This is a genomic window from Streptomyces sp. HNM0575, from assembly GCF_012726265.1.
GTDB lineage: Bacteria > Actinomycetota > Actinomycetes > Streptomycetales > Streptomycetaceae > Streptomyces.
The window spans coordinates 263106-287034 of the sequence record NZ_JAASAG010000003.1; the positions used below are offsets into that span (position 1 = coordinate 263106).

The 23929-nt window shown below is 73.5% G+C and carries 21 protein-coding genes; 7 read left to right on the top strand and 14 right to left on the bottom strand.

The window, feature by feature from the left end; genetic code table 11:
* Positions 1 to 20: 20 nt before the first annotated feature.
* A complete protein-coding gene (locus HCC61_RS09140; RefSeq protein ID WP_169134800.1) occupies positions 21 to 848 on the bottom strand; it encodes a methyltransferase domain-containing protein in 828 nt (275 codons plus the stop codon).
* Between the two features lie 273 nt (positions 849 to 1121).
* On the opposite strand from HCC61_RS09140, the gene HCC61_RS09145 reads away from it, so the two are divergent.
* Entirely contained in the window at positions 1122 to 1937 is an 816-nt protein-coding gene (locus tag HCC61_RS09145) for a DUF899 family protein (RefSeq protein WP_169134801.1), read from the top strand.
* A 108-nt stretch (positions 1938 to 2045) separates the two neighbouring features.
* On the opposite strand, the gene HCC61_RS09150 is transcribed toward HCC61_RS09145, so the two are convergent.
* The 3 genes from HCC61_RS09150 to HCC61_RS09160 form a co-directional block, all read right to left on the bottom strand.
* Positions 2046 to 3986, bottom strand: a complete 1941-nt coding sequence (locus HCC61_RS09150; protein WP_240968721.1) for a bifunctional phosphatase PAP2/diacylglycerol kinase family protein — start codon at positions 3984 to 3986, stop codon at positions 2046 to 2048.
* Positions 3987 to 4152: 166 nt separating this feature from the next.
* Positions 4153 to 4551 carry a DUF2795 domain-containing protein gene (locus HCC61_RS09155; RefSeq protein WP_169135207.1) on the bottom strand — a complete coding sequence of 133 codons (399 nt, stop codon included), beginning with the start codon at positions 4549 to 4551 and terminating at the stop codon, positions 4153 to 4155.
* Positions 4535 to 5764, bottom strand: coding sequence for a Vms1/Ankzf1 family peptidyl-tRNA hydrolase (locus tag HCC61_RS09160; RefSeq protein ID WP_169134802.1), 1230 nt, complete (start codon positions 5762 to 5764; stop codon positions 4535 to 4537). Before HCC61_RS09160 ends, HCC61_RS09155 begins: the two co-directional genes overlap by 17 nt.
* Positions 5765 to 5983: 219 nt before the next feature.
* Here HCC61_RS09160 and HCC61_RS09165 point away from each other — a divergent pair, with 219 nt between their 5' ends.
* Positions 5984 to 6205, top strand: a complete 222-nt coding sequence (locus tag HCC61_RS09165) for a DUF6158 family protein (RefSeq protein WP_169134803.1) — start codon at positions 5984 to 5986, stop codon at positions 6203 to 6205.
* Positions 6206 to 6305: 100 nt separating this feature from the next.
* On the opposite strand, the gene HCC61_RS09170 is transcribed toward HCC61_RS09165, so the two are convergent.
* Both HCC61_RS09170 and HCC61_RS09175 read right to left on the bottom strand, forming a co-directional pair.
* Complete coding sequence (locus tag HCC61_RS09170) at positions 6306 to 8327, bottom strand: thiamine pyrophosphate-requiring protein (RefSeq protein ID WP_169134804.1); 2022 nt, start codon at positions 8325 to 8327, stop codon at positions 6306 to 6308.
* Between the two features lie 119 nt (positions 8328 to 8446).
* A complete protein-coding gene (locus HCC61_RS09175; RefSeq protein ID WP_169134805.1) occupies positions 8447 to 8710 on the bottom strand; it encodes a hypothetical protein in 264 nt (87 codons plus the stop codon).
* A gap of 286 nt (positions 8711 to 8996) precedes the next feature.
* On the opposite strand from HCC61_RS09175, the gene HCC61_RS09180 reads away from it, so the two are divergent.
* Positions 8997 to 9884, top strand: coding sequence for a SigB/SigF/SigG family RNA polymerase sigma factor (locus HCC61_RS09180; protein ID WP_169134806.1), 888 nt, complete (start codon positions 8997 to 8999; stop codon positions 9882 to 9884).
* A 33-nt stretch (positions 9885 to 9917) separates the two neighbouring features.
* Here HCC61_RS09180 and HCC61_RS09185 read toward each other — a convergent pair whose 3' ends face one another.
* Positions 9918 to 11258, bottom strand: coding sequence for a PAS domain-containing protein (locus HCC61_RS09185; RefSeq protein WP_169134807.1), 1341 nt, complete (start codon positions 11256 to 11258; stop codon positions 9918 to 9920).
* 208 nt (positions 11259 to 11466) lie between these two features.
* Between HCC61_RS09185 and HCC61_RS31470 the strand changes: the two genes are divergently transcribed.
* The 3 genes from HCC61_RS31470 to HCC61_RS09200 all read left to right on the top strand — a co-directional run bounded on the left by HCC61_RS31470 (position 11467) and on the right by HCC61_RS09200 (position 14896).
* Positions 11467 to 12183 carry a GAF and ANTAR domain-containing protein gene (locus tag HCC61_RS31470; RefSeq protein WP_169134808.1) on the top strand — a complete coding sequence of 239 codons (717 nt, stop codon included), beginning with the start codon at positions 11467 to 11469 and terminating at the stop codon, positions 12181 to 12183.
* Between the two features lie 323 nt (positions 12184 to 12506).
* On the top strand, positions 12507 to 13634 hold the full coding sequence (locus HCC61_RS09195) for an aminotransferase class I/II-fold pyridoxal phosphate-dependent enzyme (protein WP_169134809.1): 1128 nt from the start codon (positions 12507 to 12509) through the stop codon (positions 13632 to 13634).
* Positions 13635 to 13636: 2 nt separating this feature from the next.
* On the top strand, positions 13637 to 14896 hold the full coding sequence (locus HCC61_RS09200) for an MBL fold metallo-hydrolase (RefSeq protein ID WP_346777103.1): 1260 nt from the start codon (positions 13637 to 13639) through the stop codon (positions 14894 to 14896).
* A 57-nt stretch (positions 14897 to 14953) separates the two neighbouring features.
* Here HCC61_RS09200 and HCC61_RS09205 read toward each other — a convergent pair whose 3' ends face one another.
* Positions 14954 to 15562 (bottom strand): VTT domain-containing protein, encoded by a 609-nt coding sequence (locus HCC61_RS09205; protein WP_169135209.1) that lies wholly within the window; start codon positions 15560 to 15562, stop codon positions 14954 to 14956.
* 119 nt (positions 15563 to 15681) lie between these two features.
* Positions 15682 to 16455: an MBL fold metallo-hydrolase gene (locus tag HCC61_RS09210; protein WP_169134810.1), complete on the bottom strand. Its 774-nt coding sequence runs from the start codon at positions 16453 to 16455 to the stop codon at positions 15682 to 15684.
* 279 nt (positions 16456 to 16734) lie between these two features.
* Here HCC61_RS09210 and HCC61_RS09215 point away from each other — a divergent pair, with 279 nt between their 5' ends.
* Positions 16735 to 18969: a phage holin family protein gene (locus HCC61_RS09215; RefSeq protein ID WP_169134811.1), complete on the top strand. Its 2235-nt coding sequence runs from the start codon at positions 16735 to 16737 to the stop codon at positions 18967 to 18969.
* A gap of 54 nt (positions 18970 to 19023) precedes the next feature.
* Here the strand turns inward: HCC61_RS09215 and HCC61_RS09220 are convergent, their stop codons facing one another.
* The 5 genes from HCC61_RS09220 to HCC61_RS09240 form a co-directional block, all read right to left on the bottom strand.
* Positions 19024 to 20190, bottom strand: a complete 1167-nt coding sequence (locus tag HCC61_RS09220; protein WP_169134812.1) for an acyl-CoA desaturase — start codon at positions 20188 to 20190, stop codon at positions 19024 to 19026.
* A 131-nt stretch (positions 20191 to 20321) separates the two neighbouring features.
* A complete protein-coding gene (locus HCC61_RS09225; protein WP_169134813.1) occupies positions 20322 to 20642 on the bottom strand; it encodes a YrhK family protein in 321 nt (106 codons plus the stop codon).
* Positions 20643 to 20661: 19 nt separating this feature from the next.
* Positions 20662 to 21708 carry a PHP domain-containing protein gene (locus tag HCC61_RS09230; protein WP_169134814.1) on the bottom strand — a complete coding sequence of 349 codons (1047 nt, stop codon included), beginning with the start codon at positions 21706 to 21708 and terminating at the stop codon, positions 20662 to 20664.
* Positions 21709 to 21956: 248 nt separating this feature from the next.
* On the bottom strand, positions 21957 to 22973 hold the full coding sequence (locus HCC61_RS09235; protein ID WP_169135210.1) for a glycosidase: 1017 nt from the start codon (positions 22971 to 22973) through the stop codon (positions 21957 to 21959).
* Positions 22974 to 23085: 112 nt separating this feature from the next.
* Positions 23086 to 23928, bottom strand: a complete 843-nt coding sequence (locus HCC61_RS09240; RefSeq protein WP_169134815.1) for a carbohydrate ABC transporter permease — start codon at positions 23926 to 23928, stop codon at positions 23086 to 23088.
* Position 23929 lies beyond the last annotated feature (1 nt).

The following is a 23929-nucleotide window of genomic DNA, read 5'->3' on the forward strand; positions in this document are numbered from 1 at the left end:
GTTGGGCGCCTCGGCGCACGTCAGGCCCGGCACAGGATCTCCCCGTGCGGCACGGCGAACCAGCCGTCCTCCCGCGCACCCCACTCACGCCAGGCCTCCGCCGCGCCGCGCAGATGCTCCCGCGTCGCGTGCCCGCCCTCGACGGCCGACGTCGCGAACGACGAGGCGAGCGTGCGCTCCGCCCACGACTCGCTCCACCACGCCCGCTCCTCGGGTGTCGCGAAGCACCACGTGCCGGCCGACGCCGTGACGTCCCGCAGCCCCGCCTCCCGCGCCCACGCGTGCAGCCTGCGCCCGGCGTCGGGCTCGCCGCCGTTGGCGCGCGCCACCCGCCGGTACAGCTCCTGCCATCCGGCGAGCCCGTCCACGAGGGGAAACCAGAACATCGCGCCGTAGTCGGCGTCCCGGGCCGCGACGAGGCCGCCCGGCGCGCACACCCGCCGCATCTCCCGTAGCGCCCGCACCGGATCGCCGACGTGTTGCAGCACCTGGTGTGCGTGCACCACGTCGAAGGAGTCGTCGGGGTGGGCGAGCGCGTGCACGTCGCCGGTCTCGAACGTGACGTTGCCGAGGCCGCGTTCGGCCGCCGCCGCCCGCGCCCGCTCCAGCACTCCGGGTGCCGAGTCGAGGGCCGTGACGTGTCCCTCCGGTACGAGCGCCGCCAGGTCCGCCGTGATGGTGCCCGGCCCGCAGCCGATGTCCAGCACCCGTGCGTCCGGCTTCAGCCGGCCCAGCAGGTACCCGGCCGAATTGGCCGCGGTGCGCCACGTATGCGAACGCAGCACCGCCTCATGGTGCCCGTGCGTATAGACGGCCGTGCGCCCGTCCGTCTCTTCACCCTCCGCCATGTCCGCAGGCTATTGGCTCCGGGGCCGACGGCACGACCGCGGACCGCCATGCGGACACCGCACCCCGAAGGCGCGGGATCGAGGGCGCGGGATCGAGGGCGCGGGGCCGAGGGCGCGGACCCGGGGAAGTCCGCGGCGCGCGGCTCGCGGTGGGCGTCCGGCACGGCGATGAGTTCCGGCACGGGCGCGGGTCTCTTCTGGCGACCGCCGCGGGCCGCCGTAAGGACCTCGTACGGCCCCGCCCCGCCCGGCACGAGCACCACGGAGGACACCATGACGACCACACCCGGCGATCCGGCCACCACGCTTCCCGGCCGTCCGCCCGTCGTCGACGCGGCCACCTGGCAGGCCGCCCGTGACGAGCTTCTGATCCGCGAGAAGGCCCACACCCACGAAGGCGACGCCATCGCCGCGGCCCGCCGCAGGCTGCCGATGGTGGAGTTCGACGGGACGGTCGAGGTCGTCGGGCGCGAAGGGTCCGTACCGTTCCTGGACCTCTTCCAGGGCCGCGACGAACTCGTGGTCTACAAGCACATGTGGCACGACGGCGCGCCGCACCAGGGGCAGTGCGAGGGATGCACCACCACCGCCTGGCACATGAAGGACGCGGTCTATCTCAACGCCCGCGGCGTCTCGTTCGCCGTGCTGACCACGGGCCGCTGGGAAGAGGTGGCCGCCTACGTCGAGTTCATGGGCTACACACAGCCCTGGTACTCGGTGCGCGACGTGGCCGCGCCGGTCGGCACGGACATGGGTCACATCGCCTGCTTCCTGCGCGACGGCGACCGCACCTTCCTCACCTACTCCACGACGGGTCGCGGCAACGAGCCGGTCAACGGCTCCCTGGGCCTGCTCGACATGACGCCCTACGGCCGCCGCGAGGGGTGGGAGGACAACCCCGAGGGCTGGCCCGAGACCCCGCGTACCGACGCACCGATCGGCGGGCACGGCTCGCCGATCTGCTGGTACTGGCGCACGGACGCGGACGGGAACGCGACTTGGGGCCCGACGAGCCGTCCCGTGCCGCAGTGGACCCGTCCCGGCGCGACGCCCGTGGAGACCCTGGGCAGGAACGGCCACCACCACTGAGGCTCGTCCCGCCCCGCCGACCCGGGCCCCGTTCACGGGCGTTCTCCCGCTCTCTCTCAGGCGCTCGCTCTCTCAGGCGCTCGCTCTATCTCAGGTGCTCGCTGTCTCTCAGACGTTCAGCGGCCGGTACACGCGCAGCGCCTCGTGCTCCTTGTCGAGCAGCAACCTGCCCGGCGCCCTTGCCACTTCACCGTCGTACGTCAGATGAGTGCCAGGGGGGATGTCGCTGATCATCAGCCGGCGCAGCCGCGTCGTGCTGTGCAGCGGCGAGCGGTCCACGGCGCTGGTGAGGGCCGCTATGAACAGCCGCGTACGGGCCCAGCGGCCGGCCTTGACGATGCGGACGTCGAGCATCCCGTCGGCGAGGTCGTGCCGCCGCACCGGCGCCATGCCCACCCGGTACGCGCAGTTGCCCGCGAAGAGCAGCCACAGGGCGCGCTCCTTGCCGCCCAGTCCGGCCTCCACGGGTCCGCTGGTGCGCAGTACGCGAAGCGCCGCCAGCACCCCGGCCGGCCAGGGGCCGATGCGGTGGGCCCAGCGCTCGCGGATGCGGACGAGCTCCGGGTACGCGCCGAGGCTGAAGGTGTTGAGGAAGTAGCCGGGCTCCTGGTCCGGGCGCTCGCCTCCGGGCTCCGGCTGCGGCGTGAACCGTCCCAGGTCGACGGCGACCGCCTCGCCCGTCTGCACGGCACGGCACGCGTCGGCGACCTCCTCTATGCCGAGGTCGAAGGCGAAGTGATTGTGCGTACCGCCCGGCAGCACCGCCAGCGGCACCCCGGCCCGTACGGCGCATGACGCGGCGGCGTTCACGGTGCCGTCGCCGCCGCTGACGCCGAGCGCGCCGCCGAGTGCCGCGGCCCGCTGAGCGGCCTCCTCCAGGGCCTCGGGCAGCCCGCCGGACTTCGGGTCGCAGGTGACGATCTCCGCCTTGGGCAGCATGCTGCGTACGACGCCCAGCGCCGCGGGCTCGGCGGGCTCGGCGGGCTCCTCGGGCTCGGCCGGCTCGTCCCGCCCGGCGGCCGGGGCCTCGTCGCGGGCCGCGGGCTCCGCGGTCCGCGAGGTCACGGCGGCGACGGGCTGGGGGCCGAAGTCGTCGATGCGGAACCCGGAGGAGGAGTTGGCGACCAGCACCAGCCCCGAACCCTCGGGCATCGCCGGAGCGTCCGCCAACGGGCGTCCGGGCGAGGGCAGTTGGGAACGGGTGGGTGCGATGCCCCGTACGGCGAACGCCGAGCCGACGCCGAGCGCCGCTCCCACCAGTACGTCGCTGGGGTAGTGGACGCCCGTGTAGACGCGGGAGAAGGCGACGGCCGCCGCGACGGGGGCGACCGCCGCGCCCCAGCGCGGCGACTCCAGGGCGACACCCGTGACGAATGCCGCGGCGGACGCCGCGTGCCCGGAAGGGAACGAGGTGGTCACCGGTTGGCGGTGCAACTGCCTTATCAGCGGCACCGCGTCGAGCAGCGGCCGTTCCCGCCGCACCGAGCCCTTGCCGAGGGTGTTGACCGTGGCGGAGGCGACGGCCAGCGAGGCGAGTCCGCGTGCGGCGCACCGGCGGGCGCGCGGGGTGTTCGAGAGCGCGATGGCGCCCGCCACGGCGAACCAGAGCCGGCCCTGGTTGGCGCTGCGGCTCAGCGCCGGCAGCACACCTTCCGGGCCGGGCCAGTCGCGCCGGGCGACCAGTTCGAAGACGCGGCGGTCGGCCGCCGACCAAGCCCGCGACGGGGGCCAGTTGCGCCACGAAGGGGTGCCGGACGACGCCTTGGCCGAGCGCTTCGCCGGTCCCTTGGCCGAGCCCTTGATCGCCCCCTTGACCGGTCCCTTGGCCGTGGCCCTGGTCCCGGCCTTGGCCGCTCCCCAGGGCTTACTCGCCCAAGTCGCGTTCGCCATCGCGGAGTTGAGCGCCCCGCGTGTTCCGCGTGTTCCGCGCGTCCTGCGCGCGCCTCCTGCCCGGGGCGGTTTCGCCGCGGAGGCGGCGCCACGGCCCTGTACGTGCTGACGCTGGAAGCTGCGCAGAGTCCGCCCGAGGCGGTCGGTGAACGTAGCCATGAGGCTTCGCTTGCTCCGCCGCGATGCCCGTAAACGTTGACGTGCCGCGCCTCACCACGGCCGTAACGGACGTAACACACGCGGAAGCGGCCCCGCCTGCGAATGGCGGGAGCCGCTTCCGGCGCCGGGGCCGCGAGCCCCGGCGGTGTCTCCAGGCCGCCTCATATCACGCCTGGGGCCTGCGCCCCAGAGCGGCCATCACCTCCTGCACGTTCCCGTAGGTGTCGCCGCCCTTGGGCAGCTCGCGCACCGTCTCCACCAGGGAGTCCGGCGCGTACTGATCCATCAGCGTGCGCTTGAGCCCATCCCGGTCGGCGGGAAAGGCGCCGCGCCCGAGATGGCGTGCCAGGTCGGAGCGCAGGGCCTCGTCCTCCGCCTCCTCCCGGTCCGCCGCACCGAGTACCGGCACCGGCCGCTCGGTGACCTCCGGGTCGTCGTCGGCGCCGGGCTCGGGGTCGTCCCACTCCTCGGCCCGCGTGGGGTGCCCGGACCGTATACGGCCCTGCATCTCCCGCTTGGCCTCGTCGTCCCGGTGGACGTTCAACCGGTCACTGCCCCGTTGCATGTTGTCCGCCACCGGCTCCACCTCCTTCCGGTGCTCCTTCGTAGGGCCAGCGCAGCAGCGCACCGAGACCGCCGTCGGGCAGGTCCCGCGGTACGCCTTCCGGGACGTCGGAGTCCCGTACGCACAGCACGTCCGCTCCCGTCGCCGCCGCGGAGCGCAGCAGCGCGTCGTCGGCTCGTGCCCGAGAGGGCTCCGTGGCGCCCAGGTACTGCGTCTCGCTTCGGCGGGCCGCGAGCTGTCCGGGCTCGTCGCCGACCCACACGTCGCGGTGGAGATCCGGGCCCTCGGGGCGTACGAGCAGCACCGCGACGCGGTGCTCGCGTGCCGCCTCCACCAGCGCGGGCACACCCTCGGCGGCGTCGATGCGGCCGTCCTCGCTGGGGGCGCGGCCCGCCTGGAACCGCTCGAGGGCGGTGGCCACCCGCTGCCGCGCGTAGTCGGCCCGGGCGCGGGCGACCTCCTCCGCCAGCAGCTTCCGTCCGCCCGCGGTGTTCGCGGCGGGCCCCTCGGGGCCGCTGTCGGCGCGTACGCCGTGCTCCGCCGTCACGGTGCGTTCCCGCAGGTCGGACGGGAGACGGTCGTACACGGAATTGCGCTCGCGCGCGTCCCCGGCCAGTACGAGCACTTCCGCGCCGCACTTCTCCCAGCGGATGCGCAGCTCGTCGGCGATCTCCGCGGCGTTCTGCTCCCAGGTGTTCTCGACGGCGGTCTGGAAGTGCCGCTCGGACCAGTCGCCGGTGGGCGTGCGGTGCACCGGCCAGTCGGCGCCGGTGACACGTCCCGCGCCGTGGGCGCCCGTGGCGCCGGTCAGCTCGAATTCGGCTCCCTGGCGGTCGATGTAGGCCACGAGGCCGGGAGGATCGGCGTCGGCGAGTTCGACCAGCGGACCGGTGTGCGGAAGCGGCTGCCATGCGACGAGGGGACCCCCGCCGGGCGGCGCCGCGGTCAACTCCACGTCCAGCACGACCTCGCCGCCCGCGGCGAAGACCGCGTGCCCGGGCGGTTCCGGGCCTCGGGGCAGCGATACGAGCCTGTCGTACACGGCGCCGCACGTGGCGTCGTCCGCGCCCTCGTCCTTCAGCTGCTCGCGGGCCGACTTGGCATTGAGCCTCTGGCGGGCCGCGGCGTCCTCGGAGGCCCACGTGGTGTCGAAGTAGACCGATGCCCAAGGGCCCTGGCGCTCGAAGAGCGGACCGAGGAATCCGAGTTCCATTGATTCCCTCCTTGGATTGCCGAGGCCGGGTACCCGTACGGCCGCGGACCACACGGGGAGCCGGGCGCGGCCAGGGCGTCCCGGCTGGTCGGCGGCAGATCCGTACGAGGAGCGGTTCGAGGACGGATGGCAGAGCAGAAGCAGAGCAGGCAGGCAGAGCAGCACCCGGCGACGGAGCAGTACGCAGCGACACCGAGAGCGACACCGAGAGGGAGCCTCATGGGAATCGACCCCCGCGATCTGTCCGACGCGGACCTTCTCAAGGAACTCGAGACCATTCACCGCACCCGGCACGACACCCTGCTGCACGCGCCGGAGGACGCGCTCTCCGCGCACAGCGTGCGGATGACGGAGCTGGAGGCGGAGTATCTGCGCCGCCACCCGGACCGTCCGGTGACCCCCGGTCGTACGCGGGAGGGCGCGCGGGCGCGTGAGGCGTGACGCGTGGCGTGACGCGTGACGCGTGACGCGTCAAGGGCACCGGGGCGCGGGAAGGCCGTCGTGCCCTCCCGCGCCCCGGCGCCCTTCGCGCGGCGGAAGGTCACTCGTCGGTGCCCTTCGCCACGCGCTCGCGCTCACGCCTGCGCTTCTTCGGCTCCTTGCCCGAGCCCGACTTCTCCTTGTCCTTGGCGTGCTTCTTCTCCGCCTTCGTGTCCTTCTTCGCGTCCTTGCGCCCGTCCTTGCCGCTCTTCGCGACGTCCGGCTTCTCGCTGTCCGGCTGTCCGCCGTCGGGCCGGGCCTTCTCCGGCTCCTCGGCCGCCCCGGACGGATGGGGCCTGCCGCCGGGCAGGAAGTCCTGGAGCTTCGCCTTGAAGCCCTGTTTGACCACCGACCTTCGGTCCGTATCGCCCTTGACGATCGACGCCACCGTGGCCTCGATCTGGTCCCAGTCGGCGTGCGGCGGAATCGGCGGTACGGACGGGTCCGTCATGAACTCGACGACCGCCGGGCCGTCGGCCTCCAGTGCGCGGCGCCATGCGTCCTCGACGTCCTCCGGCTGCTCGACCCTGATGCCGGTCATGCCGAGCGTGCGCGCGAACGCGGCGTAGGAGACGTCCGGCAGCGACTGCGACGGCACGAACTGCGGCGAGCCGCTCATGGCGCGCATCTCCCAAGTGACCTGGTTGAGGTCGCGGTTGTTCCAGACGCCGATCACGAAGCGCGAATCGGCCCACGACATCCGGTACTTGGCGAGCGTGATGAGCTCTGCGAGCCCGTTCATCTGCATCGCGCCGTCGCCGACGAGCGCGATCACGGGCCGGTCCGGGTGGGCGAACTTCGCGCCGATCGCGTACGGGACGCCGCAGCCCATCGTCGCCAGCGTGCCCGACAGCGAGCCCCGCATGGTGCCGCGCATGGTGAGGTGCCGGGCGTACCAGTTGGTCGTGGAGCCCGAGTCGGCGGTGAGGATCGCGTCGTCGGGGAGCAGCGGATCGAGGCAGTGCGCGACGTATTCGGGGTTGACCGGGTCCGCGCTCACTTCGGCCCGCCGCCGCATGATCTCCTTCCAGCGGTCGACGGAGGCCGTCAACTCCTCCTGCCACTCCGTCCCTTCGTCGTTCTGACGGAGCTTCGGCAGCAGCCGCCGCAGGGTGGACCTGGCGTCGCCGATGAGGTTGACCTCGTACGGGTAGCGCATCCCCGCCATGTGCGGGTCCAGGTCGATCTGGACGGCCCGCGCCTTGCCGTACGGGGGCAGGAACTGGCTGTAGGGCAGGCTCGATCCGATGGTGAGGAACGTGTCGCAGTCGCGCATCATCTCGTAGCTGGGACGGCTGCCCAGCAGCCCGATCGGGCCCGTCACATACGGCAGGGTGTCCGGGAGTACGTCCATGCCGAGCAGCGCCTTCGCCACACCGGCCCGCAGGGTCTCCGCGGTCTTCTGCACCTCGGCCTGCGCGCCGCGAGCCCCCTGCCCGGCGAGTACGGCCACCTTCTTGCCGGAGTTGAGGATCTCCGCGGCGTGGTCGAGGGCCTCCTCGGAGGGTTCGGTGCGCCAGCCGCTGCTGCCCAGGCTGGAGGGCACCATCTTGAACTCGTGTCCCGGCGCCTCGTATTCGAGCTCCTGCACATCGGAGTGGACGATGACGGCCGTGGGCGCGCGGCGCGCGTAGGCGGTGCGGACGGCGCGGTCCAGGACGTTGGGCAGCTGCTCGGGGACGGTGACCGTCTCCAGGAACTCCGAGGCGACGTCCTTGAAGAGGGAGTGCAGGTCGATCTCCTGCTGGTAGGAGCCGCCCATGGCGGTGCGCGCGGTCTGCCCGATGATCGCCACGACGGGCACGTGGTCGAGCTTGGCGTCGTAGAGCCCGTTGAGCAGATGGATGGCACCCGGGCCGGAGGTGGCGGTGCAAACGCCCAGCGTGCCGCGGAACTTGGCGTAGCCGACGGCTTCGAAGGCTGCCATCTCCTCGTGCCGTGACTGTACGAACCGGGGCTCGTTGCCGGCCCGTTCCCAGGCGGCGAGCAGGCCGTTGATGCCGTCGCCGGGGTAGCCGAAGACGTGCTCGACGTTCCACTCGCGCAGCCTGCGCAGGATGTAGTCGGAGACCTTCTCGGACATGGATCGCGCTCCTCTCGGTGCCGGCGGGCCGCGTGCGTGCGGGCGTCCGGCCGCGGTCTTCGGCCCCCCGGGGCGCGGTCCGTGCCCCGGGCCTCGCCGCCCGCCGGGTCTCGGCGGCGTCAGTTCTCCGGCTGCGGCATGCCGGGACGGCGCTCGTGGACGGTGCGTATCGCGGCGGCCGAACGGGCGGTACGGGCCGTACGGGCCGAACAGGCCACGTCGCAGCGACCCTGAGCCGCGGTCCACGGGTCATGACTGCCTGGGATCCACGGCGCCCTGCGCCCCGCCCGGCCGACCGTGCCGGCCGCCTGCTCCACCAGCCCGCGCGGACCGTACTCGGAGGCCGGGAAGCGTCCGCAACTCGTCGCCGTCGGGGTAGCCATGCGGCCCCGGGTTACCGGCCCGGCAGGCAGGAAACCCCACCGGGCGTGCAGTGACCGTCGCCCGTGCGGGGCTCGGGTGGCACAAGCCACAGCAACGAAGCGGGTGTTGACGTTTGGTGCCCCGAAGCGGGGGCAAGCGGGACAACAGTGCTTCGGAAAGAAGGCACATCCGCGGGAGCGGGACATCTTCGTCCGCTCAGGGCCGTTCAGGTCCGACCGCAGGTGCCTTCTCCCGCGGTGATTGCTCTGACGCAGTACACCGAAGGGAAGAGGGCGAGAAGCACTCATGACCCCCGTACAGACCCGTACGAAGCGTGTTCGTCATCCGCACGACGACGCCCCCGACACCGCTGCCGACTTCCGTCGCATCGTCTCGCTGCCCGAGGGGCCGGAGAAGGAAGAGCTGAGGCAGCAGGTCGTGACGGCCTGGATGCCGATGGCCGAGCGTCTGGCACAGCGTTTCCGCAACCGCGGAGAGGCGCTGGAGGACCTTCAGCAGGTCGCCTCCCTGGGCCTGGTGAAGGCTGTCACCCGTTATGACCCCGACCGTGGCAGCGCCTTCGAGAGCTTCGCGGTGCCCACCATCGTCGGTGAGATCAAGCGCCACTTCCGCGACCACATGTGGGGGCTGCACGTGCCGCGCCGCGTGCAGGAGCTGCGCAACCGCGTGCGCATCAGCCGCCGCGAACTGAGCATGTCCACAGCCGGCCGCAGCCCCTCCGTGGCGGAGATCGCCGAGCATGCCCGGATGTCCGAGGAGGACGTGCTCGTCGGGATGGAGGCGCTGGAGAGCTACAGCACCCTTTCCCTCGACGCCGAGCTGCCGGGCGCCGACGACGGCTACTCGCTCGCGGACACGCTGGGACGCTCCGAGCCCGGCTTCGACCACATCGTCTACCGCGAGTCGGTGAAGCCGAGGCTGGAGCGGCTGCCGGACCGTGAACGCCGCATCCTCTACCTGCGGTTCTTCTGCGACATGACGCAGACGAAGATCGCCGACCGGCTCGGCATCTCGCAGATGCACGTCTCGCGGCTGATCAGCCGTACATGCGACCGGCTCCAGCAGGAGGTCGACGCCGATCTGGAACGCGAGAGCGACAGTGACCACGACCACGACCACGACCACGACCGCGAACCGGAACGGGAACGCGAGCGGGAGCTCGTGGCGGTCTGACGGGAGACCGCCCGGCAGGTCCCCTGCCCGTCGTCAGCCCATCGCGAGCGCGATGTGACGGGCGATGCGCTGGACGGCCCCGGCTTCGGCGAGTTCGAAGGCACGCTCTCCGGCCGTACGGAAAAGAGTCAGCACTCCGCGCGTACGGGCGGCGCCTTCGGCGGCCTTGCCGGGGCCGTTCCCTTCGGGGGCGTTCTTTCGGGGGCCGTTCCTCAGGGGGCCGCCCCGGCCGGTGCCGTCCTCGCCCCGGCGGGAGCCGTTGCCGGGGCGCTCGCCGGGTGCGAGCGGTACGCACATCAGCGAGCCGACCGCGGCGCGCACGAGCACCGCGGATCCGGTGTCGTCCGTACCGAAGGCCTCGGAGTCCTCGGCGCGCGTATGGAGAGCGGCGGTGCCGTTCACCACGGCGTCCTTCACGAGGGGCGCGTCGAGGGGTGCCTGCCGCATGAGCGCGTCGCGTACGTCCTCGTACGGGCCGAGCGCCACCGCCCTGCGCAGTGCGTCCCCGTCGAGGACGTCGACGATCACCCAGTCCGCGAAGCGCTCGTGGAGCACCGCCGCGGCGCGTGCCGCCACCGACTCCGGTTTCCGCTCGGCGGTCAGCAGCGCGGAGGTCATGTCGTCGGTGAGATCGAGGAGTTCGGCGTGCCGGGACATCTCGTCCAGGTCGGGGGCGCCTGCCGGACCCGGCTCGACCGGTGGCACCTCGCCGCTCGCGTGCCCCTCCGGGCCCGGCACGACCGGCTGGAAGACGGCGAGCACGCCGCCGCGTGACTCCTGCGGCGTGGAGACGGCGCTGAGGGTCGCCCGCAGAGCCGTGTGCGGCGAGGGCCCGCCGCCTGCGCCGCCCGAACCTTTGGTGCCGCCCGAACCTTTGGTGCCGGTCGCGCCGGTCGCCTCGGCGGAGGAGCCGGGGTGCAGCAGCTGCACCCGCACGCTCCGCGCCCCCTCGCCGCGCGCCACGGCCGCGACCTGCGTACGCAGAACGGGCCGCCCGTCGTGGGTGAGCGACCCCGTGATCGACCGCCCGGCCGCATAGCCGGCGCGCACGCCGAACAGCTGTGTCGCCGCGGGGTTCAGCCGCCGTACGACCGCGTCCTTGTCGAGCAGGACCACGGGCACCGGCAGCCGGTGGAAGACGGAACGCAGCAGCTGCTGCTCGTGCCCGTCGCCGCGGCCGCCGCCGCGCCGCCCGGCCGCCGCGAGCTCCTCGTAGCGCGGCCACAGCACCTCGGCGACGTGCCGGAGCTCGAACAACGCGGCGTCGAGGGAGAGCAGCCGCTCGCTCTCCGGGAGGGAACGCGCGGCTTGCAGTTCGTCGACTCGTCGGCGGAAATCAGCCAGTTCAGCGCCGAAGCCCTCAACTTCCGTCATGTAGGCAAACCTAGCGGGCATCCCTGGTCAGGGAAGCGCCAGGCCGTCCCTGCGCGACATTCACCAACCCTGCCCGGTCTGTGCACATGCGGCCGTTTCCCGCCCGGGTTCCCGGGCAGCCGAACGCGTGTGGACAACCCGCATTCGCCAGGCGCCCCGGACGGTTCGCTCGCCGCGACCCTGCCCTCCCTGCTCCCCCCCGGAGGAAGTGGACGAACGCGGCGGCGAGATATCCCTCGCCCGCGGCTGCACCGAACTCGCCGAGCGCGCCGTCGCCAGTACGCCCGGGAGCTGCGCCGCCGCGGTGACGCTCACCGATGCGACGGGCGGCCCGCTCGCCGGTGCCCCCGAGGGGCCGGCCGCCGCCGTGACACATCCCGATGTATCGGGACTCGTCGCCGTTCAGTGGGAGTACGAGGAGGGGCCCGTGCCCGGCGCGCTGGCGAGCGGAGAGCCCGTGGTCGCGGGCGACGTGCTGCGTGAGACCCGGTGGCCGCGCTTCCGGGCCATGGCGCTCCAGCGCGGACTGCGCGCCTGTGCCACGTTTCCGTACCGCCACGACGGCGCCGTGCTGACGGTCAGCCTCTACGCCTTCCGTCCGGAGGGCCTGGACGGCGTGGTCGCGGGCAGCGGACCGCAGCTCGCCGAACTCGCCGCAGCCGTGCTGGGCAGGGACCGCCGCTACCGCGACGCGCTCGTCGAGGTGGAACAGCTCAACTCCGCGTTGCGCTCGCGCCCCGTGGTGGACCAGGCGTGCGGGATCGTGATGGGCCACGAGCGCTGCGGCCCGGAGGAGGCCTTCGACCTGCTGCGCGCCCTGTCCCAGCGCACCAACCGCAAGCTGAGCGAACTGGCCGAGGCGATCGTGCGCAACCGGGGCCGGGGCGTCGAGGAGCACCTGGGGAAGCTGCGGAACTCGCGCTGAGTCGATGGGCACGCTGAGCCGGTGGGGCGCGGGGAGCTGCGGGCCGGGACGCCGGGGCGCCTTCGGATCCGCGTCGGGTCCGGTTTCGTCCCCGTCGTCCGGGGGCGGCCGGGCCGTCCGGGACGGACCTCGTTCCCGGCCCGTACGCCCTGCCCTGGCGCGCCCGGCGGGGACACGTGTCGGCGCGCGCCACCGTCGGAACGTCTGCCAAGGTGGACGCATTGTGACGTTTGTCTGAATTGATGCCGGACCGCTGACCATCCGCACCGCCGGCCACCGACCGCCGCGGGTGGCGCACGGCGTCACGACGGCGGAGGCGTGGCATGGAGGGCAACGCGGGCAGCGAAGGCAACGAGGCCTACCGCCAAGGCGGTTCAGCCACCGCCGTCGCCGCCTGCGGCTACTGGCGCCGCCGCGGCATGGAGACCCGCCCCGGACAGGTCGTCGCGGCCCCCAACTCCGCGCTCCTGCTCTTCGCCGTGCTCGCGACGACCGGCTGCGGAGCCGTACTGACCCCCAGGCCCTGCGAGGGCTGGTACGCGCCGCAGGCCATGCTGCTCGACCGGCCGCTGCACACCGTTCCCGTACCGGCCGAGTGCGGGGGAGTGCCCGACCCGGTCGCCCTGCGCGAGACGGTGCGGCGCACGCGCGGCCACGGTCACGACCCTCGGGTGCTGGTCCTCTCCGTGGCCGACGACTGCACCGGTACGGCCGTGCCCCCCGAGCTGCTGCACGAGGTCATCGAGGTCGCCGGGGACGAACGGCTGCTGATCGTCAGCGACGAGACCTGGCGCGAGACGTCACACGCACCGCACACCACGGTGGTCGTGAGCCCCGCCGAGATGATCCACGGAGGACGGGAGAGCGACGCGGTCGTCGTGCTCACGGGCCTCGGCGAGACGCTGCTGACCAGCGGCCCGGCCGCCGGGATCGCGCGCTTCCCGGACAGCGGGCGCGGGCGCGGCCTCGCCGACTCGGTACGGCAGGTGCTGCGGGTGCTGCGCACGGGGCTGAGCGGCCCGGACGACGCCGCCGTCGCCGACGCGCTCACCGAACCGGAGGCGGTGCGGAAACGGCGTGCCGCCACGGCACGCGCCTACGGCGCCGTGCTCAAGGAGCTGCACGGACTCGTCACCGGAGCCGGTGCGCTGTGCCGCCCGCCCCGCCTCGGGCGGCATCTGTACGCGGACTTCGAGCCCGTACGGGCCCGTCTCGACGCCCGCGGCATCCGCGACTCGGCCGCGCTGGAGGCGGAACTGGTGCGGATGTTCGGTCCGTACGCGTGCGGCGGGCACCGTCTCGGCGACGATCCGAAGGCCCTGCGCGTACGGCTGCCGGCGGGGCTGCTGACGGGGTCCGAGGAGCCCGGAGCTGCGGCATCGGCCGGGGAGAGCCGGGTACTGGAGTCGGTGCGATCTGCCCTTGCCGAACTGACGGCCTTCCGGGAGTGACCGTGGAAAAGGACCGGACGCTGCCCGATCACGACATGGAGACGGCGGAACCAGTGAGCGCGGGGGAACCGGCGGGTGCCGCGGACTCAGCGGGCTCGGCCGGGTCCGCCGGCTCGGCCCGCACGGCGGATCCGGCCCGCACGGCGAGGGCGCCGGGAGCCCCGGAGGCGGGGAGCGCGGCGCCCGCATCTGCCCCGTCCGCCGCGCTCGCTCCCGTGGAGCGCGAGCCGGCGCCGGGCACGGGACATCCGGTGCTGCACCCCGTCGGTGCCAAGCGCTTCTGGCCGCGGAGCTTCGCGCACCGCCTCAGCGCGCCGCTCCCCGACGCACGCGCGTTCCTGCGGGTCATCCGCGACGGCTCGATGCGCCCGGCACCGGAGACGCTGAGCGACGTCGCGCGCCTTCCGTACGAGCCGGGTCCGCTGGCCGAGCCCCGCCCCGGGGAAGCGGCCGTCACATGGGCGGGGCACGCGAGTTGGGTCGTACGCGCCGGCGGGCTGACCGTGCTGACCGACCCCGTGTGGTCGCGCCGCATCCTCGGCACGCCCGCCCGTGTCACGCCGCCCGGCGTCGCCTGGGCGGATCTTCCGCGGATCGACGCCGTGGTCGTCTCGCACAACCACTACGACCACCTCGACGCCCCGACCCTCCGCAGACTCCCGCGCGGCACGCCCCTGTTCGTGCCCGCCGGGCTGGGCCGCTGGTGCCGCAGGCGCGGCTTCACCAGCGTGACGGAGCTGGACTGGTGGGAGGCGGCGGAGCTGCCCGGAGACGACGGCCGCCGGGTCCGCTTCGAGTTCGTACCCGCACACCACTGGTCCCGCAGGACGCTGACGGACACGTGCCGTTCCCTGTGGGGCGGATGGGTGCTCACCGTGAGCGGCGACGGCCTCGGGCGGCGGCACGGGCCCGAACGGCGGGAGCAGCGCGTCTACTTCGCGGGTGACACGGGTTACGGCCACTGGTTCCCGGAGATCGGCGACCGCTGCCCCGGAATCGATCTGGCGCTGCTGCCCGTCGGGGCGTACGAGCCGCGCTGGATGCTGCGCCCGGTGCACATGACCCCCGAGGAGGCGGTGCGGGCCTGCCGCGACGTCGGGGCGCGCGCCATGGCGCCCATGCACTACGGGACGTTCCTGCTCTCGGCGGAGCCGCCGATGCAGCCCCTGGAGCGGGTACGGGCGGCGTGGGCCGCGGCGGGACGCACGCGCGGTGACCTGTGGGACCTCCCGGTCGGGGCGTCGCGGGTGCTGCGGGCGTGAAGTCCGCGCGGGCGTACGGCCGCCCGTCGCCGTGGAGAGGCGCGGGTCCGCCTGCTCTCAGCCCGGACGGAGCCGGCGCCAGACCGCCGGCACGGCGCTGATGACGACCGTGAGGGCGACCGCCGCCGCGACTCCCTCCCACGGCTCCGGGAAGAGGGATCCGCTGAGCAGTCCCACGGCCTGGTAGGCGACCGTCCAGGCCAGACATGCGGGCAGATTGCCGCGCACGAACTCCCTCGTGCCGATCCGCGCGAGCAGGCAGGCCAGCATCACGGGTATGCGTCCGGCGGGTATGAGGCGCGAGACGACGAGCACCGCCACCTCGTGTTCGCGGAGCCTGTCCTGGGCCTGCCCGAGACGTTCGGGCGGTGCGTGGTCCCGCAGCCGCTCCAGCCAGCGTGATCCGCTCTTCGAGTCGATCCCGCGCCTGCCGAGCCAGTACAGCGTGATGTCGCCGCAGAACGCGGCGGCCGCTCCCACCGCGAAGACCGCCACCAGCGCCAGCCCCGGCACGCTCTGGTGCAGGGCCACCACCGCCGCGCCGCTGACGAGGGCACCCGTGGGCACGACCGGCACCAGCGAGCCCAGCACCACGAGCAGGAAGAGGGACGGGTAGGTGACCGCCTGCTGTGTGGACTCCGGGGGTATCGCCGTGCCCGTGCCCATCCCGCCACCGGCCGCGGCACCGGCCGCGGCACCGATGCCGAGGACGGATCCGGCGCCGATGCCTCCGCCGGCCGCGGCGTGCGCGGCCGCCCCCGCGGCGTACAGGACGTGAGCCGGCATCAGGCCACCCCCAGCCGTACGCTCTCGCCGTGCGCCAGCCGGTGCACCGTCACCGCGGGCGCCAGCGCACCCGCCTTCCGCACGAACTCGTCGCCCGGCGCGTGGAATTCGTGCGGCCGCACCGCGTCCATGCCGATCGGCCAGTACGTGCCGTAGTGCACCGGCACCGCCGTGCGCGGGCGCAGGTCCACCAGGGCGCGGGCGGCGCGCTCGGCGTCCAGGTGCTCCTCGCCCAGCCACGGGCCCCAGCCGCCGACGGGCAGCAGGGCAACGTCGACGTCGCCGACGGCCTCCGCCATGCCGTCGAACAGGCCCGTGTCACCCGCGAAGTACGTACGGCCCTCGCCCTCCACGACGTATCCGAGCGCGGGCGTGCGCTGCGGCCCGTACGGCAGGCGCCGCCCGTCGTGCGCCGCGGGCACCGCACGCACCGTCACGTCCCGCACGGCGACGCACTCGCCCTCGGCGACCTCGTCGAACCGCAGCACCGGAGCGAGCCGCCGCAGCCCCGGCACCGCGCGCAGCGCGCCGCGCGGCACGATCACGCGGGTGTCGGGTGCCAGCAGGGCGAGCGAGCCGAGGTGGAGATGGTCGGCGTGGAGGTGGGAGACCAGCACCACGTCGGCGAGAGCGGCGGACGGCGGCGGCAGCGGACCGCGGCGGCGGCGCAGATGTGCCATGCGCCGCACGAGGAGAGGATCGGTGAGAACCGTCACTCCGGAGTCCCGCACCGTGGCGGTGGCGTGCCCCCACCACGTGACCTCCACCGGCACCTGTGCTCCTCCCTGCCCGTACGGACCCGGCCTCCCGTTCGCGGCTTCGACTCGCCCCGGCCTGCGCCGTCGGGATGTGCCCCGGTCTGCCCCGTACCGGCAGGTGCGAACCGTGCGGACGACGGCCGTGTGCCCCGAGCGTATGCGCCGGCGCACAGGGGCGGGACGGGCGCTGTGTCACGAGCCGGGCGCAACGTGGAGAATCGGAGAATATCCCGCGCATCGGGTGGGTTCTCGTCTGTGGATGTGCGAGCGGAGCCGGGAGAGTCAGGAGGCGGCATGCGGCTGCGGATCTTCCCTTCGGGGCTGTCCGCGGGGACGCCACGGCGCTGGCACGCCGCGGGCGGCTGGTGCAGCGTCCGGGCCTGGCGCAGCCTCGGCGCCGCGGTGTTGCGGGTGCTGGCGGTATGGGTGGTGAGCACCCTCACGCTGCTGGTGCTCGCCGGGCTCCTCCCCGACTTCCGGCTCCAGTCGCCGGACGGCGACAGCGCCACCTTCATCGCGAGCACCGCGGCCATAGGGGCCGGGGTCTTCGGACTGCTGAGCGCGGTGGTGTGGCCCGTGCTGGTGCGGGCGCTGCTGCTGGTGCCCGCGCTCGTGCTCGGCACGCTCGTGTTCTTCCTCAACGGCTCGCTGCTGTGGCTCGCGCTCTCCCTGGTGCCGTATGGAAACGGTTCGGCCGAGCCCGGCACCGCCGTCGTCGTGGCGGCCGCCATGTCCGCCGCCTCGTCCGCCACCAGCACGGCACTGGCCGTACGCGACGACGGCGCCTACCGCCGCCGCTTCGCCCGGCTCGCCGACCGGCGCCGCCGCCGTGAGGGTCTGGGCCCGGCGCCGCGCACGCCCGGCACGGTCTTCGTGCAGCTCGACGGCGTGGGGTACGGCGTGCTGCGCGAGGCGGTCACCGGCGCCGGCGGCGAGCCCCCGCTGATGCCGGCCCTCGCCGCGATGTACGAGAGCACGCACCGGCTCACCCGCTGGCGCACCGACTGGCCGTCCCAGACCGGCGCCAGCCAGCTGGGCATCCTCCACGGCACCAACAAGGACGTCCCCGCCTTCCGCTGGTACGAGAAGGAGTCGGGGGAGGTGCTGATCAGCAACCGGCCCTCGGGCGCCGCCGAACTCCAGCGCCGCGCCGTCGAGGAGACCGGCGACCGCGGGCTGCTCGCACTCGACGGCGCCAGCCGCGGCAACCTCTTCAGCGGGGGCGCGGGCCAGGTCGCGCTCGTGGTGTCGGTGGCCGCGCGCCGCGGCCGGGACAACCGTTCGCGCGCGGGCTACTTCGCCTACTTCTCCGACCCGGCCAACGCCACGCGTACCGCCGCGTCCTTCGTCGCCGAGGTGGTGCGGGAGCTCGTGCAGGCCATGCGGTCGCGGCTGCGCGGCGACCGGCCGCGGGTGCCGCGCGGCGGGCTGTACCCGCTGATCCGCGCCTTCGCCACCGTCGTCCAGCGCGACGTGGTGGTCGCGGCGGTGCTCGGAGACGTCTTCAGCGGGCGCAGCGCAGTCTTCGCCGACCTCGTGGCCTATGACGAGGTGGCCCACCACTCGGGCCCGCGCGGCAGGGACACCCGGCAGGTGCTGCGCAGACTCGACCGCTCGGTCGCGCTGATCGCCAAGGCGGCGCAGCGGGCGCCGCGTCCGTACCGCATCGTGCTCCTCTCCGACCACGGGCAGAGCGCGGGGGAGACCTTCCGCAGGTCCTACGGGCTGACGCTGGAGGACCTCGTACGGGCGGGCTGCGGGCTGCCCGTCTCGCGCCGCGTGGGACGCACGCCCAGCGGCGCGGAGGCGCGGTCCGCGGCGCGCGCGGCGCTGCACAGGCCCGAGGACGGGCCGCCGGGCGAGGAGCGGACCCCGTCGAGGAGCGCGGGACCGGTGGTGCTGGCGTCCGGCAACCTCGGGCTCGTCTCGTTCCCCGACGTGCCGGGCCGGATGCCCGCGGAGCAGGTGGACAAGCGGCATCCCGCGCTGCTGCGCACCCTCGCGGACCACCCCGGCATCGGCTTCCTGCTGGTGCACAGCGAGCGGCACGGGCCCGTGGTGCTCGGCGCGGGCGGGGCCCGGCACCGCCTGGACACGGGGGAGATCACCGGCGGGCGGGATCCGCTGGCGCCGTACGGCCCGGGAGCGGCGGATGCCGTGCGGCGCACGGCGGGGTTCCGGAACGCGCCCGACATCCTGATCAATTCGGCGGTCGACCCGGAGAGCGGCTCGGTGCACGCCTTCGAGCAGCAGATCGGTTCGCACGGCGGGCTCGGCGGCGAGCAGAACGAGGCGTTCCTGCTCTGGCCGCGCGAGCTGTCCTCCCCGGCCGAGTGCGGGGAGGACCGTGGCGAGGACCGCGGGGCGGCGGAGGAACTGGTCGGGGCGGAGCGGGTCCACCTCGTGCTGCGCCGCTGGCTGAACGAGGCGGCGGGGGCGGCGGATTGGGCGCCGCCGGCGGCCCGCACGGGGGACGGCGACGCGCTGGAGCACGCGGACCGCGAGTTCCCGGCGGCCAACCCCGCCTGAGCGCGTCCCGCCTGACGGTGCGTTCCGTATGACGGCGCGTCCCCGCCGCCGCCGTCAGCCGCGGATCGGCGTCCCCACGTCCCGCAGATGCCGCAGCGCCTCGCGCCACGAGGCGACGAGCCCCGTCTCGTGGTAGCCGATGCCGAGTTCGGCGCAGTAGTCGCGGACGATGACGCGCGCCCTGCGCAGATGCGGCGAGGGCATGCTCGGGAAGAGATGGTGCTCTATCTGGTGGTTGAGGCCGCCGAGCATGACGTCGGTCAGCGGTCCGCCCCGTACGTTCCGCGAGGTGAGCACCTGCCGGCGCAGGAAGTCCGGGCGGTCGTCGCCGGTGAGCGTCGGCATGCCCTTGTGGTTCGGGGCGAAGATCGAGCCGAGGTAGACCCCGAAGACGGCCTGGTGCAGGAAGAGGAACGCCAGCGCCATGCCGGGCGGCAGCACGAGGAAGAGCGCCGCGAGATACGCCCCGAAGTGCGCGAAGAGCAGCACGCCTTCCAGCACCCGCCGCTTCATGTGCGCCTCGCGCAGCGCCCGTACCCCGGAGACGTGCAGATTGAAGCCCTCCAGCGTCAGCAGCGGGAAGAACAGGCCGGCCTGGTGGCGCCCGATGAAGCGGGTCACTCCTCGCGCCGCGCGGGCCTGCCGCCGGGACCAGACGAGGATGTCCGGCCGTACGTCCGGATCCAGCTCCTCATGGTTGGGGTTGGCGTGGTGGCGGGTGTGCTTGTTCATCCACCAGCCGTACGACATGCCGATCCCGAGGTTGCCGACGATACGGCCGCCCGTCTCGCTCGGACGCCGCCCGGCGAAGACCTGGCGGTGCGCCAGATCGTGTGCCACGAGGGCGAGTTGGCCGAAGACCAGCCCCAGGAGGACGGCGACGGCGAGCTGCCACAGGCTGTCGCCGAGGACGGCGAACGCCGTCCAGCCCGCCGCGTATGCCAGCCCCACGAGCGTGATCCGCAGCGCGTAGTAGCCGGGGCGGCGCCGCATCAGGCCGGCCTCCTGGACGCGTGCGTACAGCCGGGCGAAGTCGCTGCCCTGCCTGGCGCCCTGCCCGCTGTCCTGCCCTGTTTCCTGCCCGGTGCCCTGTTCGCTCTCCTGCCCCGTGCCGTGCGGGCGCCGCCCCTCGTGCGGGCGCGGACGCGCGGCGGATTCGGAGAGGGCTGCGGGAGGGGCCGGAGCAGGGGCGGCCTCGGAGTGTCTCAGCGGTGTCGTCATGCACTGAAGCCTCGCTGTACCGCCGGGGGTGCCGACAGCCGCGCAGCCCGCCTCTCACCAGGGGTGTCCGCCGCAGCAGGGGGGTGTTGCCAGGTGCACCCCGGTACGGGGGCGCACCCGCGCCGGGCTGCTCAGAAGTCCTGCGTCGCCTCCTGGATGGCGTAGTTGCCGCCGTGCATCCGCAGCAGGTGCACGTGACGCGTCAGCCGGATCAGAGGTCTGGCCAGCAGCTCGATGCTGCCGAAGACGAAGCACCAAGTGCCCGACGTCTGCCAGTCCGGAAAGAAGAACATGACGCTGCCGGCGAGGAACCACATGGCGACGAGGATGTCGTTGGCGATGCTCACCACCTCGTAGCGCTGACGGATCACCACTTCCTCGTGGCCCAGACGGATCGTCAGGGACTGCTTGCCGTCACCGTGGCGGGGCTGGTGGGGGCTCGGCTCGGACACCGCTGGTCCTCCTGTCACATCACGCGTCGTGGAAACCGTGTGCCCAGCTCAGCAGCTCCGTCGCCGTCCAGGTCGTGATGACGCGCTCGGCGGGCACCGCGCACTCCACCGCCCGTACACATCCGTTGATCTGCCAGTCCAGCTGTCCGGGGGCGTGGGCGTCGGTGTCGATCGAGAAGAAGACCCCCGCCTCGACGGCACGCCGCAGCAGCCGGCGTGGCGGATCGAGGCGCTCCGGGCGGCAGTTGATCTCCACGGCGGTGCCCGACCCGGCGCACTCCGCGAAGACCGCGTCGGCGTCGAACTCGGACTCCGGGCGGCTGGAGCGCAGCCTGCCGGTGCAGTGGCCGAGCACGTCGACCAGCGGATTGCGGACGGCGGCGATCATCCGCCGCGTCATCTCGGGCGCCGGCATCCGCAGCTTCGAGTGCACGGACGCCACCACGACATCGAGACGGGCCAGCAGCTCCTCGTCCTGGTCCAGCGATCCGTCCGGCAGGATGTCGCACTCGATGCCGGTCAGCAGACGGAACGGAGCGAGCCGTTCGCCGACCTCGGCGACCACGTCCAGCTGCTCGCGCAGCCGGTCGGCCGACAGGCCCCGCGCGACCGTCAGCCGCGGCGAATGGTCGGTCAGCACGGCCCATTCGTGGCCGAGTTCAGCCGCCGTGCGGGCCATCTCCTCGATCGGACTGCCGCCGTCCGACCAGTCGGAGTGCATGTGGCAGTCGCCGCGCAGCGCGGCGCGCAGCCTCCGTGCCTCGTCGGTGACCGGGACGTCGTCCACGGTCGTCGCCTCCGGCAGCGACTCCGCCTCCCGCTCCAGCCGGGCGAGATAGCCGGGGACCTCGCCGCGCAGCGCCTCCCGTACGACCTGCGCGGTCTTGGGCCCAACACCCTTCAGCGACTCCAGCCCTCCCGCGGCTGCGGCACGCTGCTCCACATCCTGCGGGCCCAGGTCGCCCAGCACCCGGGACGCGGTACGGAACGCCCGCACCCGGTACGTGGGGGCCTGCACGCGTTCCAGCAGGAAGGCGATCCTGTCCAGTGCCGTGAGCGGATCCACCGGATGCCCTCCTCGCCGTGCCGCTGTCGCGCGCCCCGCTGTGCCGGTCATGTCCGGCCGTCATCCTCCACGGTGGCTCACTCGGGCTCCGGGCGCGCGCCCGCCGCCCGGATCCGCCCCTCCGGTGAGCGGTCCGCCGCCGCGGACCGACGGCGGCAGGGCCTCCGGTCCGGGCTGCGAGGGCCCGCCGCGAGCCTGTCGCGGACCAGCCGCGGACCCGCCGCGGACCTGCCGCGGACCCGCCCCGCTCAGCCGGTCCGCTCCAGGCGGGCGACGCCGATGTGCGCGTCCGCCATGCCGTAGAAGACGTGGCGGACGCCGTCGATCTCCTCGACGGCAGTGGGGAAGACGACGTTCGGGACCGTCCCGGAGCGCTCCTCCTCCGTCTCCGGAGCCATCAGCGGCTCCGCCGAGCGGGCCAGCACCCTCGCCGGGTCCGCCGGGTCGAGGATCATCGCTCCCGCCGCGTAACTGACCTGCTGCTGCTGGTCCACGGCGCGTTCCATCCGCCCGGAGACGCCGTGATGGATCAGCAGCCAGCCCTCCTCGACCCGGACCGGGGCCGGGCCCGCGCCGATCTTCAGCTTCTCCCAGGGGTGTTGGGGCAGTGCGACGAGCCGGTGGTGCCGCGGCCTGGTCAGCGCGGTGAGGTCCGCCTCGGCCTCCGCGGCCGGTACGTAGCTGATCCAGATGCCGGGCCGCTCGTCGGTGACGCCCGCCGGAAGATGCACGCCCTCGCCCGGCCGGAACCAGCCCAGGTCCCACATGGGGCGGTGCAGCATCGCGTACGCGGGCTCGCCGTCCGGGCCCGGCACCGGCACCGGGAAGTGCACGACGTCCTTGTTGGGGAAGAGGTTGAGGTCGGTGTCCAGGCCCGGCTGGTAGGCGAACTGGAGCGGCCCGAGCCGGCGCCACTCCCGCAGGTCCGCGGAGACGGCGAGCGCCGCACGCGGACCGAGCGGCCCGTAGGCGACGTACGACATCACGTACTGCCCGAGCCCCGGGACCCAGGTCACCCGCGGGTCCTCGACGCCCGCGTTGTTCTTTCCGCGCTCCCATCCGGCGTCGGGGGCGAGCACCACACCGCGCCGGGCGACGCCCGTGGGAACCCCGTCCGTCAGCGTCACCTCGGCGAGGCCGACGCGGGAGACGTTGCCTTCCGCGACGAGGCGCGGCAGGAGGTGCAGCGAGCCGTCCTCGGTACGTCCGGAGGCGGGGTTGAGCACGCCCTCGGCCTCCAGGGGGTCGCCCGGCGACGGCGACATCACGACGCCTTCGCGCACGAGCCGGTACGGGACGTGGTCGGAGACGCTGCCGGCCGTGGACCCGGAGGGGGCGCCGGAGGCGGCGTTCGTGGAGCGGTCGAGCACTGTGGGATCAGCCCTTTGTCGCGGAGTCGATGTCGGTCTGCGTGAAGTGGCGCTGGAAGAGGAGGAAGAGCACCACGGCGGGGACGGCCAGCACGCACGCCCCGGCCATCACGGCCCCCGTCGGGTTCTCGACGGTGCCGCGCAGATTGCTCATGAAGCCCGCCAGCGCCACGGCCAGCGGCTGCATCTCCGCGTCCTTGGTCACCAGGAACGGCCACAGGAACTCGTTCCAGGGACCGATGAAGGCGATCAGGGTGCCCGTCAGCAGTGCGGGGCGGGCCATCGGCAGCGCCACGCGCCACAGGATGCGCAGTTCGCCCGCGCCGTCGATCCGCGCCGCCTCGAAGAGCTCGGCGGGAAGCTGGAGGAAGAACTGGCGGAAGAGGAAGACGGCCGTGGAGTTGACCGCGAAGGGAAGGATCATCCCCACGTAGCTGTCGCCCAGCCCGTAGTCGCGCACCACCAGCACGTAGAGCGGCAGCATCAGCAGCTGGAACGGCACCGTCTGTACGAGCAGCAGCGCACCGAAGAGTGTGCTGCGGCCGAGGAAGTGCATGCGGGCCAGGCCGTATCCGGCGAGCACGCCGATCACCAGCGTGCACAGCAGCACGCCCACGGTGAAGACGCCCGAGTTCATCAGCGAACTGCCCAGCGAGATGGCGCCGTTGGCCGCCTCGTAGTTCTGGAGGCCGCTGCTGCCCGGACGGGGGAGCGCCGAGCCGAGGTCGCCCGTCGTCTGCTTGTTCAGCGACTCGGCGAACATGTACGCGAAGGGGAAGAGGAAGACGACCGCTCCCAGCGCGAGCACCGTGAGCTTCGTCCGACTCCCGTCGTGGCGGCGTGCGTTCATC